General features: G+C 40.3%; 15 protein-coding genes and 1 pseudogene. 13 read left to right on the plus strand and 3 right to left on the minus strand.

All coding sequences use genetic code 11. The features are described 5' to 3' along the window. Positions 1-91: 91 nt before the first annotated feature. The 4 genes and pseudogenes from M2470_RS06300 to M2470_RS06315 form a co-directional block, all read left to right on the plus strand. Positions 92-439: pseudogene (locus M2470_RS06300) on the plus strand (aquaporin); the annotation flags it as partial. Between the two features lie 187 nt (positions 440-626). Continuing rightward, positions 627-2684: an acetate--CoA ligase gene (locus tag M2470_RS06305; protein WP_280744199.1), complete on the plus strand. Its 2058-nt coding sequence runs from the start codon at positions 627-629 to the stop codon at positions 2682-2684. Positions 2685-2727: 43 nt separating this feature from the next. Next, the gene (locus M2470_RS06310) at positions 2728-3060 is read left to right on the plus strand and encodes a hypothetical protein (protein WP_280744200.1); all 333 of its coding nucleotides are present in this window, start codon (positions 2728-2730) and stop codon (positions 3058-3060) included. A gap of 46 nt (positions 3061-3106) precedes the next feature. After that, complete coding sequence (locus M2470_RS06315; RefSeq protein WP_280744201.1) at positions 3107-3781, plus strand: OmpA family protein; 675 nt, start codon at positions 3107-3109, stop codon at positions 3779-3781. A 60-nt stretch (positions 3782-3841) separates the two neighbouring features. On the opposite strand, the gene M2470_RS06320 is transcribed toward M2470_RS06315, so the two are convergent. The 3 genes from M2470_RS06320 to M2470_RS06330 all read right to left on the minus strand — a co-directional run bounded on the left by M2470_RS06320 (position 3842) and on the right by M2470_RS06330 (position 7082). Beyond that, entirely contained in the window at positions 3842-4690 is an 849-nt protein-coding gene (locus M2470_RS06320) for a hypothetical protein (RefSeq protein ID WP_280744202.1), read from the minus strand. A 127-nt stretch (positions 4691-4817) separates the two neighbouring features. Next, positions 4818-5189: a DUF3244 domain-containing protein gene (locus M2470_RS06325; RefSeq protein WP_280744203.1), complete on the minus strand. Its 372-nt coding sequence runs from the start codon at positions 5187-5189 to the stop codon at positions 4818-4820. Between the two features lie 84 nt (positions 5190-5273). Continuing rightward, positions 5274-7082, minus strand: a complete 1809-nt coding sequence (locus M2470_RS06330) for a tetratricopeptide repeat protein (RefSeq protein WP_280744204.1) — start codon at positions 7080-7082, stop codon at positions 5274-5276. 235 nt (positions 7083-7317) lie between these two features. On the opposite strand from M2470_RS06330, the gene M2470_RS06335 reads away from it, so the two are divergent. The 9 genes from M2470_RS06335 (at position 7318) to galE (ending at position 15450) form a co-directional block, all read left to right on the plus strand. Then, positions 7318-8865 (plus strand): DUF3078 domain-containing protein, encoded by a 1548-nt coding sequence (locus M2470_RS06335; protein ID WP_280744205.1) that lies wholly within the window; start codon positions 7318-7320, stop codon positions 8863-8865. Positions 8866-8965: 100 nt separating this feature from the next. Further along, positions 8966-9400 carry a SoxR reducing system RseC family protein gene (locus M2470_RS06340; protein WP_280744206.1) on the plus strand — a complete coding sequence of 145 codons (435 nt, stop codon included), beginning with the start codon at positions 8966-8968 and terminating at the stop codon, positions 9398-9400. Further along, on the plus strand, positions 9397-10254 hold the full coding sequence (locus M2470_RS06345) for a Fe-S cluster domain-containing protein (RefSeq protein ID WP_280744208.1): 858 nt from the start codon (positions 9397-9399) through the stop codon (positions 10252-10254). The genes M2470_RS06340 and M2470_RS06345 overlap by 4 nt, the downstream gene beginning before the upstream one ends. A 14-nt stretch (positions 10255-10268) precedes the next feature. Next, positions 10269-11600, plus strand: a complete 1332-nt coding sequence (gene rsxC, locus M2470_RS06350; RefSeq protein ID WP_280744209.1) for an electron transport complex subunit RsxC — start codon at positions 10269-10271, stop codon at positions 11598-11600. Positions 11601-11612: 12 nt separating this feature from the next. Continuing rightward, on the plus strand, positions 11613-12572 hold the full coding sequence (locus tag M2470_RS06355) for an RnfABCDGE type electron transport complex subunit D (RefSeq protein ID WP_280744210.1): 960 nt from the start codon (positions 11613-11615) through the stop codon (positions 12570-12572). A gap of 2 nt (positions 12573-12574) precedes the next feature. Continuing rightward, positions 12575-13231, plus strand: a complete 657-nt coding sequence (locus M2470_RS06360) for an RnfABCDGE type electron transport complex subunit G (RefSeq protein WP_280744211.1) — start codon at positions 12575-12577, stop codon at positions 13229-13231. Beyond that, a complete protein-coding gene (locus M2470_RS06365; RefSeq protein ID WP_280744212.1) occupies positions 13224-13808 on the plus strand; it encodes an electron transport complex subunit E in 585 nt (194 codons plus the stop codon). The genes M2470_RS06360 and M2470_RS06365 overlap by 8 nt, the downstream gene beginning before the upstream one ends. 14 nt (positions 13809-13822) lie before the next feature. Continuing rightward, positions 13823-14395, plus strand: a complete 573-nt coding sequence (gene rsxA / locus M2470_RS06370; RefSeq protein WP_280744213.1) for an electron transport complex subunit RsxA — start codon at positions 13823-13825, stop codon at positions 14393-14395. Between the two features lie 20 nt (positions 14396-14415). Continuing rightward, positions 14416-15450 carry a UDP-glucose 4-epimerase GalE gene (galE, locus tag M2470_RS06375; protein WP_280744214.1) on the plus strand — a complete coding sequence of 345 codons (1035 nt, stop codon included), beginning with the start codon at positions 14416-14418 and terminating at the stop codon, positions 15448-15450. Position 15451: the final 1 nt, after the last annotated feature.

Here is a 15451-nt window from a genome sequence, read left to right on the forward strand (position 1 = left end):
AAATACAAACAAAAAATTGCCTATATCATTTTACGGATACAGACAATTTTATTAAGTGAAAAACTTAAAGCCGCTTTTTAAGGGGTGACTAATTAATTTCCTGACTGAGCTGATCGGTACATTTGTACTGATGTTTGTTGTCTTCTATATTACCGGAGGAGAGATTACATGGCATGATACAAACAGCACATTGCCGGTAGGATTAGGCTCGGTTGGCGCTATCCCGGTTGCCTTTACGGTTTGGGTGATAGGCCTGTCTTTAGGAGGGCCTACGGGCTATGCCATCAACCCGGCACGCGATCTGGCGCCTCGCATTATGCATGCCATTTTGCCTATCAAAGGAAAAGGCAGCAGCCATTGGGAATATGCCTGGATACCCGTATTGGCACCCATTGCCGGAGCAGCCATTGCCGCAGCTCTTTACTACGCGCTGAAATAGTTCACAAGCCAATAAAAATAGCTCACGAGCCGATAAAAACAGCTCACGAGCTATTTTTATTAGGACACGTCCCATCGATTGGTTGAAAACGTGCAAAATGTAAACAAAAAAGCCTAAAAACAGCCCAAAAATGGATAATTATACTATATTTGTAGCTCTAATTACCATTTAAAACAGTCAAAACGTTATGATCAATCGAGAATTAATAAATCCGCAAAGTATCGTTGTTGTTGGAGGGTCTAATAATGTACATAAACCGGGTGGTAGAACTGTCAGAAACCTATTGGACGGAAAGTACAAAGGCGAATTATATGTTGTAAACGCCAAAGAAACAGAAGTACAAGGGTTGAAATCATACAAGCACGTAAAAGATATCCCCGAAACAGAGTTGGCCATTATATCCATACCGAACACCGCCTGTCCGGAAGTGATGGAGGTACTGGCAAACGAGAAGAATGTAAAGGCCTTTATCGTAGTATCTGCCGGCTTTGGCGAAGAAACAAAAGAGGGAGCCATCCTGGAAGATAAAATCCTGAAGATAGCTAACGATGCCGGGGCATCACTGATTGGCCCGAACTGCATCGGGGTAATGAACATGAACTACCACGGCGTATTTACACAGCCTATACCTGAATTTCATCCCGACGGAGTAGACTTTATATCCAGTTCCGGAGGTACCGCCTTGTTTATCATGGAATCGGCACTGACTAAAGGTTTGCGCTTCTCATCTGTCTGGACAGTGGGGAACTCCAAGCAAATCGGTGTAGAAGACATCCTGGAATATATGGATCAGCGCTTCGACCCGGTATTCGACTCAAAAATAAAGATGATTTATGTGGAAAGTATTAAAGATCCGGATAAATTACTCTATCACGCCTCTTCCCTGATTCGCAAAGGATGTCGCATAGCAGCCATTAAAGCAGGAAGTACAGAATCCGGCAAGCGAGCTGCCTCTTCTCACACAGGAGCTATGGCCAGTTCAGACTCGGCAGTAGAAGCCTTGTTCCGCAAAGCCGGAATCGTTCGCTGCTTCAGCCGCGAAGAACTGACGACTGTTGCCAGTATCTTTACCCTGAAAGAAGTAAAAGGAAAGAACTGCGCAATTGTTACACACGCCGGAGGACCAGCCGTAATGCTAGCTGACGCCCTATCAAAAGGACGCATCAACGTTCCGGACCTGAACGGTCCGATTGCCGACGAATTAAAAACAAAACTATACCCAGGAGCTGCCGTAGGAAACCCGATCGACATTATCGGCACAGGTACTCCCGAGCATCTGGCAACTGCCATCGACTACTGCGAGAACCACTTTGAGAACATAGACCTGATGATGGTTATCTTCGGAAGCCCGGGGCTGGTTAAACTTTATGACGCATACGAAGTCTTACATAAGAAGATGGAAGAATGTGAGAAACCTATTTTCCCGGTTCTGCCATCTATTGTAACGGCTAGCCCGGAGGTAAAAAGTTTTATAAAGAAAGGACACGTGAATTTCTCGGACGAAGTAACATTAGGTACAGCCCTGTCGCGCGTGATCAACACGCCAACACCGGCCAATGCAGACATTCAGTTATATGGAGTGAATGTACCTGAGATTCGCCGTCTGGTAGAATCACTGCCTGATGGATTCCTGAGTCCGGATGATGTGCGAAAAGTTCTTGCTATGGCCAATATACCAATGGCAGAAGAGATTGCTTCAGCAGACAAGAAAGATCTGATAAACTTTGCCAAAAGGGTAAAATACCCGGTAGTAGCCAAGGTAGTAGGCCCTGTACACAAAAGTGATATAGGTGGAGTAGCCCTGAATATCCAAAGCGAAGAACATCTGGTTTTTGAATATCAGCGAATGATGAAGTTACCAGACGTTACAGCCGTACTAGTGCAGCCGATGCTGAAAGGACAAGAGTTGTTCATCGGCGCAAAATACGAAGACCGTTTTGGTCACATTGTACTCTGCGGTCTGGGAGGTATCTTTGTTGAAGTATTGCAAGACGTATCATACGGCTTGGCTCCGCTTTCTTATGAAGAGTCATTCTCCATGATCCGGTCGCTACGCGGTTATCCGATCATCAAAGGCACGCGCGGACAAAAGGGCATCGACGAGCAGCAGTATGCCGATATCATCGTACGCCTGTCCACCCTATTGCGCTTCTCTCCGGAAATAAAAGAAATAGATATCAATCCGATCGTAGCAACCGAAAGAGGATTATTTGCTGTTGATGCACGAATCAGAATCGAAAAGTAATTGTATATTTGCAGCATATTTATAACCAATAAACAGAGGCTTTATGAGCGAAAAAGAAGATTTGTTTGATTACGACGAAGACGATGCGGTAAGGTTTATTCAAAATTATCTTCCTCTGGATCTGAAAGAAAAGTTCAGTGACGACGATATTGTCTATATACTGGATTTGGTCTACGATTTCTATGAGTCAAAAGGTTATATCAATGATGAAGAGCAAGATGATGACACTGATGTAGAAATAGATGAAGAAGAGTTGATCAATTATGTAGTAAAGAATGCACAGAAAGACGGTATAGGGAAATTTGAGCCCGACGACATCACGTTTATCGTGCAGGGAGAACTGGAATATTGCGATTCACTCAACATATTTGACTAAATTTTGTTATATAGTAAACAACATCGTTTTAAAATTAAGAGAAGTTATGAGAAATTTGAAAGTATTGGCTGTTCTAGCCCTTTGTATGGCCGTATTGTTCTCCGGTTGCGGAGCGAGTAACACAGTTAAAGGAACCGCGATTGGTGTAGGCGGTGGTGCCGCTGTAGGCGCTGGCGTTGGTGCATTAGCAGGTAACACGGCATTAGGTAGTATTATTGGTGCTGCTGTAGGTGGTGCTGCAGGTGCTTTAATTGGTAAAAAGATGGACAACCAGAAAAAAGAACTGGAAGCTGCTATCCCTGAAGCTACTGTTGAGTCAGTAAATGATGGAGAAGCATTAAAAGTTACCTTTGATTCAGGTATCCTGTTTGCTACTAACTCAAGTACCGTTAGCGAAGCTTCAAAAACTGCCTTGCGCAATTTCGGAAGCAGCTTAAAAGGTAATCCTGATACGTATATCAAGGTTATCGGTCACACAGACAACACAGGCCGCGTAGACTATAACCAGACATTGTCTGAAAAACGCGCTCAAAGTGTTTACGATTATCTGATGAACCAAGGCGTTCGTAGCGACCGTATGACATACGAAGGAAAAGGAATTCACGATCCTGTTGCCGACAACAGCACAGCTGAAGGACGTTCTTTGAACCGTCGCGTTGAAATCATGATCATGGCAAACGAAAAAATGATTCAGGAAGCTCAACAAGGAACTCTGAGATAATTTATAATCAAATCTAAAATAGAAAGGCTACTTCAATTATGAGGTGGCCTTTTTTTATTTCTATTCTGAAATTAGTTTAAGCAAATTTTCAGCTAATTTACTTTTATGAACGAGGTATTGGCTCCAGTAATTGTCTTTATTATCTTCAAATGAGATATTTAATTTATATTTAGCATTGATAGGTTGAGGAGCTTTGTTATTTACCTCCCATGAAGGGATCACTAATAGTTTATCTTCAATATCCAGTGTTTTTTTATTGAAAATAAGTCCTATAATATAAAGGCTTTCATGTGCATGGAACGTATTTGCTGAAATTGTCAAATAGGTTTCATTACCCTCTCTGTTTATGCTACGTGACTTGATCTGTAGATATACCGGATGAAATACTCCTTTGTGCATCACGATTAAATCAATCCCATTATCATCTATCACCGGTTTAAATACAGATAACAGCCCTTGCCCCCGGAGGAGGATATACTCTTTAACTCGATCTTCAGCTATATTCCCTTTTACGTAATTAGATATTTTATCAAAACAGGAATCATTATTATCTTCCGTTAGATCCGGATCTTCATTTGTTTCATCAACGATATCAACTTGGTTTTCATAACGAAAAATATTAATATTTCCTTCTTCATCGCAACGGCCTAAATTTATTTTATCATCAATAATTGCCAGCCAAACCATATCATAAACCAAAAGGTCCAGTGTGTCATAAAGATCAGAGAGTCCATACAGCCAATTGCGAGTGGCATTATATTTTATCTTTATTTCTTCCTTTTCAAAATAGACTACTAACTCACTGTTTTCCTTTGGAAAAAAATTGCGTAAACCTATAGGCACATATAATAAGCCATTTTCCCTTTCGAATGGAATAATCTTACGTTTAAAAAAATCATCAAACTCCATAATCACTCTCTCTAACAGATAGATTCAGCAAATTTATAATTCATTAGTAGATTAACAAATAAAATACACCCGAAAAACAGAAAAACAACTGTTCTCGGGTGTAAGTCTTCTATCAAAACCTAAAAAATTACGGCCCAACGCTAAATCGTCCTGTCAAATAGCCGTAAAAATGACTAATTACTATTGTGTAATCCCGTGGTTGATCATCTAAATATATAGGATGAGTATATCCAGGCGCATTAGACGATATGCAATCCTGATACACAATATTTCCATTACTGTCTGACACCACAATCGTCAGATTTTGCAAAGGATCTGCCATATAAACAGACAATACATTATCAAAAAGATAAATCCTCGGACGAACCGGGTCTATAGAACGAGTTCTATTATCCCCCCACTCACCTTCAACTGGTATATCTTTTTCTTTTTCATCCGCCAGTAAGGTCATAGGAAATAACATGAGGAATAATACCAATACACGAACAAAACTTTTCATATTGAATTAATTATGTTTAATCAGCAAAGTAAAAAGATTAAATTTGAATTTATACACAAATCAAAGTGACAAAAAGTGACAAATTTAAAAATGATTTGTTTTCTGCCATTCAAACATATCAGACAGGAAACTGTCAAGATCTTTAGCGCTTCCCTTTTTTCCAGTGAGTCTTTCATATAGTCGCTCTTTTCGCTTTGAGATAGCAGAGCTTGTTTTATTAAGTAAAAGAGCAATTCGCTTTACTGGTACTCCAATCATGACTAAACAACAAACCTTCAATTTCTCATCATCTATTGTAGGTATAACATTTCTCAAATAAGATACCATATTAGGGTAAATACGATCTATCCATATTTCTAATTGTATCCAGTCATTGCTTGTTATTCTTTCGTTTCCAGAAATAAATAATTGACGAATTGGGCTTTTACGAAATTCTTCATTCCATTTTTTTTGCAAACTCCGCTTTTCTTTATCTTGTTTAATTTCACTATCCAGTATTTTTCGTTGAGCAGCTAATAATTCTCTACTCAACTTATCTGTTTCCTCAGTCAAAGCTTCTTTCAATTTCTGAATCTCCTGTTCTTTGGTTAGAATATACTCTTGACTATGCCTATATTTTTGTTCCCGAATACGTAACTCTTTTTCATTACGCTCCCGTTCAAACTGTCTTTTTCTCCATAAATAGAAAAATAACATAAGTAGAACAGCAAAAGAAGCTATAGTAAATATTCCAAGTCGATAAAACCAAACTGTTTTCCGATACGCTTCCTTTTCATGAAAAGCCCGTTCTTCCTCAATCAATCGATAATCAAAAACACTTTGAATGCGTTGTATATTTTCTGTCTGCTTAATCCTATCTAAAGAATCTTGCAGAGCTCTATATTGTTGATGATAAACTGCATATTGCAACCAATTATGTTTCTGTTCCTCAAGATAAGATAAACTTTGATAAGCACCTGTTTTCGAGTGAATATTTGGAGATTGTATACATAAATTTAGATAATAGTATGCAGAATCTTGTAATCTAATTCTACGATATAAGTCGCCCAAATTAAGATATATAGGAGTCATATCATCTTGGAAAAAGCTCGAATTATAAGCTAATTGAATATATTCTAAAGCCTTATCAAAAACCCCTATCCGTTTATACAAACTCCCTATTTCATTACAAATTGCTACTCTATTTCGTTGTGTCAAAAAAGGCAATGTTTGTTCATAATAAATAATAGCACTATCTAGCTGAGCATTCTTAACATAAATTCGAGCTATATTTTGCAAAGTTCGTCCTGTATTAGTCGAATCTTTAAGATATAAAAAATGTTCTGCTGCTTTCTTTTGAAATATAAGAGCTGTAGGATAAAGATTTTGATAAATGTAAATCAGCCCTAAATTGCTGTAAATCCGTCCCAATAAGGCATGATCTTTTGAGTCTTTGCCGGCTTCTAGTGCTTTTAAATAGTAGTCCTGGGCACGTGGGGAATCGCCTAGATCGTAGCAAATTACGGCGTTATAATACCAGGCTTTCATTAAGCGGGGTTTGTCGTTTGTGTTTTCAAAGTGTTTGACGGCTATCCGGATTAAGGAATCAGACTCATGTTTGACATAGTTTTTGTCTTGCGCCTGTGTGTACAATAAGCACCATAGAGCATATTGTTTGTCAGAAAGTTTTTCTGGAGCTTCTATTCGCTTCAAAATGGCTAGTGCTGTATCGGGCTGCTGTTCCATCAGAACTTCAGCCTTGTCTAATTGAGAATCAATATACTTATCATCATTACAAGCAATGATATAACACAGTATGAATAAGGGTAATATTAACTTTGTAAAAGGTTTCAAGCTTTTTCTTATTTTAATGGACAGGCAAAAATAAGAAAAAATTGTTAAGAAAGAGAACATTAGACTTCGTGTATTCTTTAGAGCATACGAAACTTAATATCTTGAAGTATGCATAGTTTTTTTGAAAAGTATTAATACTTTTTCAGAAAACTATTAATACTTTTCAAAAATCATATGTATAGAAGAGAATGTTAAATTGCAGCTTTTAGGGATGAAAAGATTAGGGCTTGTTATTGTTTTTCCTTATTTTTGCACTTTAAGTATATATCCAGCGATTAATAATCAAGTATTCTTAATGATGATGAAAAGGTATTGTGTAGGTATTGCTTTATATTTATTTGCTACATTCTATTCCGGAGCTCAGGATATTAACTCTTCTCTTGGTAGAACAGGCGAGGCTTCGGCTATTGATACAATCCCGGAAATTATATTTGACGAATCCAGTCTGGATAACGTAATAGACTTAAATAAGCAGTTTGAGAAGCAAAACAAAACCTATTCCATCCCTAAACACAGTAGTAGTTCCAACCTGTTAAGATTCGTAAAGAAAGACGAGCTAAATATCTCTGACGAAGCACTATATTGGGCGAGATTGGTAAGAGATGCATCCAATGCTTTTCACAATTACATGACTTTCAGGGATACAATTATTATCAACGACCTTTTTCTGACTCCTTTGTTCAGAGGTAATATTTTACCAGCCGATTTAACGTTTTATAATAAAGATATAGTCAAACATAAAAGTCCATACGACTTTATGTACAAACCAGACACGACCTTGTTTGCTGACTATTTCAGAAAAAAAGCGATAAATGATTCAACACTCCAGCGTATTGAAATAAACCATCTGGACTATTTCCGCTATTCGGAACGGGATTTGCCAGGAGAAACTGTAGTCACGGAATATATCAGAAAGCCTATCCAGAAAGAAATGCCCATCTTGGTTAAATCTGATGTTAGCTTTGATGATGTAGATGCCCCACAGAAGTTTATTCCCGACAGGCAATACTGGATGTCTTCTTTTGAAAGCGCCCTGCAATTCTCACAAAACTATGTTTCCAAAAACTGGCATAAAGGAGGAAGTAGCAACCTTAATATATATAGCAAAAACTATCTTCGCTATGATTATAAAAAGGATAAAGTACAGATTACCAATGAAGCGGAAATTACCGCCAATATCTATAATGCCCCAAATGATACATTGCGTGATTATAAAATAGGAAATGATATTTTCAAATTCCATAACAATATTGGGTATAAAGCATTCAGCAAATGGTATTATACTCTAGATACTGAGTTTATTACTCAATTATTTACAAATCATGAAGAAAATACACATAAAGTATATTCAGCATTCCTTTCGCCATTCATGTTCAATGCCGGGCTTGGTATGAAATATGATCTGGAGAAGAAATTTACTAAACGTCACAAAAATCTCAAACTAAGTGTCAATCTGGCTCCATTGGCCTATACCTTTAAATATAGTACTAAAAAAGGTCCGGATATGGATTTAGGCAGACATGGATTCGACAAAAAAGACAATCCGGAAGAAGGAGAAAACGCCTATAAAAACGTACAACACATATTCGGTCCGTCTGTACGCGTAGAGATGCTAATGAACTTTAACAGAAACATCTCGTGGCAATCCCGTCTGTATTTCAAAACCAATCTGGACGAAAACTTAATAGAATTTGAAAACACCCTGACATTGGCTATCAGTCGCTTTTTCTCTACTCGTATCTATTTCTATCCAAGGTATGACGATAAGAAAACTGGGAATGAAGACAGAAGTAATTTCCAGTTGAACGAACTCCTGAGTTTCGGATTCAATTACAAATGGTAAGTTAAATATACTTATTGGCTAAATATTATTTGGAAATAATGACATAATTTCCAAATAATACTTACTTTTGCCTTGATTTTGCAATGTCGAGATTACAAACATGAAAGATACAATATGTCATAGCGGGGTAATAGAGAAAATTAGCGATCATACAGTCTTCGTCAAAATTATACAACAATCAGCCTGTGCAGGATGCCATGCCAAATCAATGTGTATGGCTGCCGACAGTAAAGATAAAATCATAGAGATACCTGATACCACAGGTTCTTTCCATGTAAACGAACAAGTTGTTATAAGCGGACAAAGCTCTATGGGGCTTCAGGCTGTTTTCCTGGCCTTTGTACTTCCCCTATTTCTGATCATCTTTGGTATTGCTTTAACAGTTAACATCTACCAAAGTGAGCTTATTGGCGCACTGACAGGTTTATCAATCTTGTTATTTTATTATGGAGTGTTATATATTACACGCGATAAACTAAAAAAGAAATTCATTTTCACCCTTAAAAAACAGAAAACTAATTTATCAATAGCATGATTCTAATCGCCATTATTTCCTTAGGAGGAATCGGAGTTGTAGGCGCGGTTCTTTTGTATGCTGCTTCAAAAAAGTTTGAAGTATATGAAGATCCCCGTATTGCACAGGTTCAGGATGTTTTACCGGCAGCCAACTGCGGAGGTTGCGGGTATCCCGGATGTTCAGGTTTTGCCGCTGCTTGCGTAAAAGCAGAGTCGTTGGATAGTTTATTCTGTCCGGTAGGTGGAGCTGATGTGATGAATAATGTAGCCTCCATATTAGGAAAAGAAGCCAGTACTTCCGACCCGATGGTAGCTGTAGTACGTTGTAATGGAACTTGCGAAGCCCGCCCGCGTACTAACCAATACGATGGAGCCAAAAATTGTGCCATTGCAGCATCCTTGTACGGAGGAGAAACCGGCTGTTCGTATGGCTGCTTCGGATATGGAGATTGTGTTTCGGCCTGTACGTTTGATGCTATTCATATAAATCCGGAAACACTTCTTCCTGAAGTGATTGACGATAAATGTACTGCTTGCGGCGCCTGCGTAAAAGCATGTCCTAAAAACATTATCGAACTGAGGAAAAAAGGACCAAAATCACGCCGTATTTTCGTTAGCTGTATAAACAAAGACAAAGGAGGTATAGCTAAGAAAGCATGCGACAATGCCTGTATAGGATGTAGTAAATGCCAGAAAGAATGTCCGTTTGAAGCGATAACTATCGAAAACAATCTGGCTTATATTGACTACCAGAAATGTCGCTTATGCAGGAAGTGTGTTCCCGTTTGTCCTACCAACGCCATTCACGAACTCAATTTCCCACCCCGTAAGGAAGCTGTCGAGACTAAAGAAACCCAAGAAGAAACAAAATAAAACAAATCTATAATATGCTAAGGACATTTCGAATAGGAGGCATACATCCACCTGAAAACAAACTGTCTGCAGGAAAGAAAATCACGCCTCTTGCTATACCGGAGCAGGTAATTATCCCCTTGAGCCAACATATCGGAGCGCCCGCTCAGGCAGTGGTAAAAAAGGGAGACGTTGTGAAGGTAGGTACCCTAATCGGTAAATCCGGTGGTTTTGTATCTGCCAATATCCACTCTTCCGTATCCGGCAAAGTAAACAAGATTGATAATGCCATAGATGCCAGCGGATACAAACGTTCGGCCATCTATATCGACGTAGAAGGTGACGAATGGGAAGAATCCATTGATCGTAGCAACCAACTGGCAAAAACCTGTGCCCTTTCTGCCAAAGAAATTATCGACAAAATAACAGAAGCCGGTATCGTAGGCATGGGAGGTGCCACATTCCCTACGCAAGTAAAGCTAATGCCCCCTCCCGGAAATAAAGCAGAAGTATTAATCATCAATGCTGCCGAATGCGAGCCCTACCTTACTTCAGACCACTCCCTGATGATGGAAAAAGGAGAAGAGACTCTTTGCGGTATTTCTATCCTGATGAAAGCGATTGAAGTTGACAAGGCTGTTATTGGCATTGAAAAGAATAAACCCGACGCTATCAGCCATTTTGAAAATCTGGCAAAAGAGTATAAAGGTATCGAAGTTATGCCTTTAAAATCAAGATATCCGCAAGGTGGTGAAAAGCAATTGATTGATGCCGTTATTCGCCGTCAGGTGAAAAGCGGATCACTCCCCATATCTGTAGGAGCTGTTGTGCAGAACGTAGGAACAGCCTATGCCGTATACGAAGCTGTACAAAAGAACAAACCTTTGATTGAACGGGTAGTCACTGTTACCGGAAAAAACGTATCCAACGCGTCTAACCTGTTAGTTCGCATTGGTACTCCTATCAGTAAGTTGATTGATGCAGCCGGTGGATTACCAGTAAACACCGGAAAGATCATCGGTGGAGGTCCCATGATGGGGAAAGCACTTATCAGTACGGAAGTCCCGGTAACAAAAGGTAGTTCAGGAATACTACTCCTGTCTGAGGCTGAAGCTGTGCGCAAACCAATGTACAACTGCATCCGCTGTGCCAAGTGTGTAAACGTATGTCCGATGGGATTAAACCCTACCTTATTAATGGATGCGACAGAATTCTCCAACTGGGAATTGGCTGAGAAAAATAATATTGTAGACTGTATCGAATGTGGTTCATGCAGTTATACTTGTCCGGCCAACCGCGTCCTGTTGGATTATATTCGTTTGGGTAAAGGAAAAGTAATGGGTATCATACGTGCCAGAAAGTCTTAAAAACAGCTCTATATGGAAAATAAATTAATTATATCTCCTTCGCCTCACATACACGGGGGCGATAGTATAAGCAAAAATATGTATGGCGTGCTGATCGCCCTCGTTCCAGCCTTTCTGGTATCTTTGTACTACTTTGGGCTGGGAGCCTTGATTGTCACTGCCGTATCGGTGCTATCCTGTGTGATCATCGAATATCTTATTCAAAAATTCCTGCGCAAGCAAGAGCCTACGATCTGGGATGGGTCAGCCATTCTCACAGGTGTTCTTCTAGCGTTTAACCTTCCGTCTAATCTTCCTGTATGGATTGTTATTATCGGTGCATTAGCGGCTATTGGTATCGGAAAAATGCCTTTTGGCGGATTAGGTTCCAACATCTTTAACCCAGCACTGATCGGGCGTGTTTTCCTGCTGATCTCTTTTCCGGCTCAAATGACTACCTGGCCGGTTCCGGAAGCTCTGTCTACGCACTACATGGATGCCGAAACAGGTGCCACCGTTCTTTCCCTGATAAAAGGGGGAACAAACAATCTGCCCTCGTATGCCGACATGGCATTGGGTAACATGGGAGGAAGCCTTGGCGAGGTAAGTGCTATTGCTCTTTTATTAGGCTTAGTATATATGTTGGTACGGAAGATTATTACCTGGCATATTCCAGTTGCTATCATTGGTACAGTTGCCATATTCACCGGTATTATGCACGGAGTAGCTCCATATACGTACGCCAATCCGGCGGTACATCTGCTATCCGGCGGTTTGTTACTGGGAGCCATCTTTATGGCGACTGATTATGTGACTTCGCCCATGAGTAAAGCAGGAATGATCGTGTATGGCATAGGGATAGGAGTACTAACAACTGTTATCCGCCTGTTTGGTTCATATCCGGAAGGTGTATCATTTGCCATCATTATAATGAATGCTCTTACGCCCCTTATCAACAGTTATATCAAACCTAAACACTTCGGAGGGAAATAAGCATGGAAAAATTAAGATCAACATTACCCAATATGCTCCTTTCACTGACCATTATATGTGTGTCTGCCGGAGCTATCCTGGCCGGAGTGAATATGTATACTTCCGGTCCTATCGCCCTCTCTAAAGCGGCTGCTTTGGAAGCGGCAGTAAAAGAAGTAACTCCCGCATTTGACAACAACCCTATAAATGAATGTTATAAAGCTGTTACCTCAGATGGCGACTCCCTACTGATTTATCCGGCTATAAAGGACGGGAAACCGGTTGGCGTTGCTGTAGAAAGTAATACAAAAAACGGGTTTAGCGGAGAGATTAGAGTGATTGTAGGCTTTGACACAGAAGGAAAGATTATCAATTACTCGGTACTCCAACATGCTGAAACACCCGGACTGGGCTCTAAAATGCAAGAGTGGTTCAAAACGGATAAAAACAACCAGAGCGTAATTGGCCGCTCACTTGCTTCAGGCAATCTGCAAGTAAGTAAAGACGGCGGAGAGATTGATGCCATTACAGCGTCAACTATTACCAGCCGGGCATTTCTGAATGCTATCAACAGAGCATATAGCGCGTACAAAGGAACAGACAGCAGTACAGGTGCTACCGAATCAGCACCCGAAGCAACTACCTCATCAGAAACAAAGGAAGGAGGCAACCATGAGTAAGATAAAAGTATTGACAAACGGTATCATTAAAGAAAACCCAATCTTCGTATTATTGCTGGGAATGTGTCCTACATTGGGGACTACTTCTTCTGCCATCAACGGACTGGGTATGGGACTGGCTACAACCTTTGTGCTGGTATGTTCTAATATTGCTATTTCAGCCCTAAAGAATCTGATTCCCGATCAGGTGCGTATTCCGGGGTATATCGTTGTGATTGCCACTTTCGTTACGGTTGTCCAGATGTGTATGGAAGCGTTTGTCCCGGCATTGTATGCCAGTCTGGGATTATTCATTCCGTTGATTGTTGTAAACTGTATTGTATTGGGACGTGCAGAGGCTTTTGCCGCTAAAAACGGCATTATCGCTTCTTCCTTTGACGGCTTGGGAATGGGATTAGGCTTTACTCTGGCGCTCACCTTGCTGGGTACTGTCCGCGAATTACTGGGTACCGGTAAATTCTTCGGATTGACAATCATGCCGGAAGAATACGGTTCACTGATCTTCGTATTAGCCCCCGGAGCTTTTATTGCCTTGGGATTCCTCATCGCTCTTGTAAACAAACTACGTAAAGCCTGAAAATACTTCATATTATGGAATATATATTAATCTTTATAGCTGCGGTTTTCGTTAATAACATTGTATTAGCGCAATTCCTGGGTATCTGTCCTTTTTTAGGTGTATCCAAAAAAGTAGAAACAGCTGTAGGCATGGGAGCCGCCGTTACCTTTGTACTTACTATCGCTACAATTGTAACCTTCCTTGTTCAGAAATACGTATTGGATGCTTTCGGCCTTGGTTTTATGCAGACCATTACGTTTATTCTTATTATCGCGGCATTGGTGCAAATGGTAGAAATTGTATTAAAGAAGGTATCCCCTGCCCTATACCAAGCGTTGGGTGTATTTCTTCCGCTGATTACCACCAACTGCTGCATTCTCGGGGTAGCCATTCTTGTTATCCAAAAAGATTATAATTTGTTACAGGCAATCGTATATGCAGTGTCTACAGCCATTGGATTTGCCCTAGCTTTGATTATCTTTGCAGGTATCCGAGAACAACTCGCTATGACGCGTATACCGGAAGGAATGAAAGGAACGCCAATCGCATTGATTACAGCCGGACTGCTGGCCATGGCCTTTATGGGTTTCTCGGGAATTGTATAACCTGACATTAAAAAGGGAAAATGAAGAAAAAAATCTTAGTAACGGGAGGAACCGGATACATCGGTTCGCACACGGTAGTAGAACTCCAGGCTGCAGGCTATGAAGTAGTAATTGTAGATAATTTATCCAATTCCAATAAGGATGTGATAGACGGTATAGAGAAAATATCCGGTATCCGCCCTATATTCTATGAAATGGATTGTAACGACAAAATCGGTTTACAAAATATATTTGTAGAACATAAAGGAATCAAAGGAATCATTCACTTTGCAGCCAGTAAAGCCGTAGGTGAATCGGTTCATAAGCCTTTGGAATACTATCGTAACAATATCGTTACATTACTCAATCTTTTGGAAATTATGCCCGAATACAATGTAGAAGGAATTGTGTTCTCTTCTTCTTGTACGGTTTACGGACAGCCCGACATTCTTCCTGTAACAGAAGATGCTCCTATCAAGCCAGCATTATCTCCTTATGGGAATACCAAGCAGATAAACGAAGAAATTATCCGTGACGCGATCTATGCCGGATTACCTTTCAAAAGTATTATTCTTCGTTACTTCAACCCGATAGGTGCTCATCCAAGTGCAGAGATCGGCGAGTTACCCAACGGTGTACCTCAGAACCTGGTTCCTTTTGTAACGCAAACGGCTATGGGTATCCGCCAGGAGCTAAGCGTTTTCGGCGATGATTATGATACTCCCGACGGCTCATGTATCCGTGACTACATAAATGTAGTAGACTTAGCCAAAGCGCATGTGATAGCTATCAACCGTATGCTGGAAAACAAATCAAAAGACAATATGGAGATATTCAATCTCGGTACCGGACGTGGCGTATCTGTTCTCGAACTGATCCAAGCCTTTGAGAAAGGAACAGGCGTAAAAGTCCCCTACAAGATTGTAGCACGCCGCGAAGGGGATATAGAAAAAGTCTGGGCAAACCCCGAACATGCCAACAATGTATTAGGCTGGACAGCCAAAGAAACGGTAGAAGACACCCTAATCACTGCCTGGAACTGGCAACTGAAACTCCGCGAACGCGGTATACAATAAA

It is taken from the genome of Parabacteroides sp. PH5-46 (genome assembly GCF_029892785.1).
Lineage (GTDB): Bacteria > Bacteroidota > Bacteroidia > Bacteroidales > Tannerellaceae > DFXE01.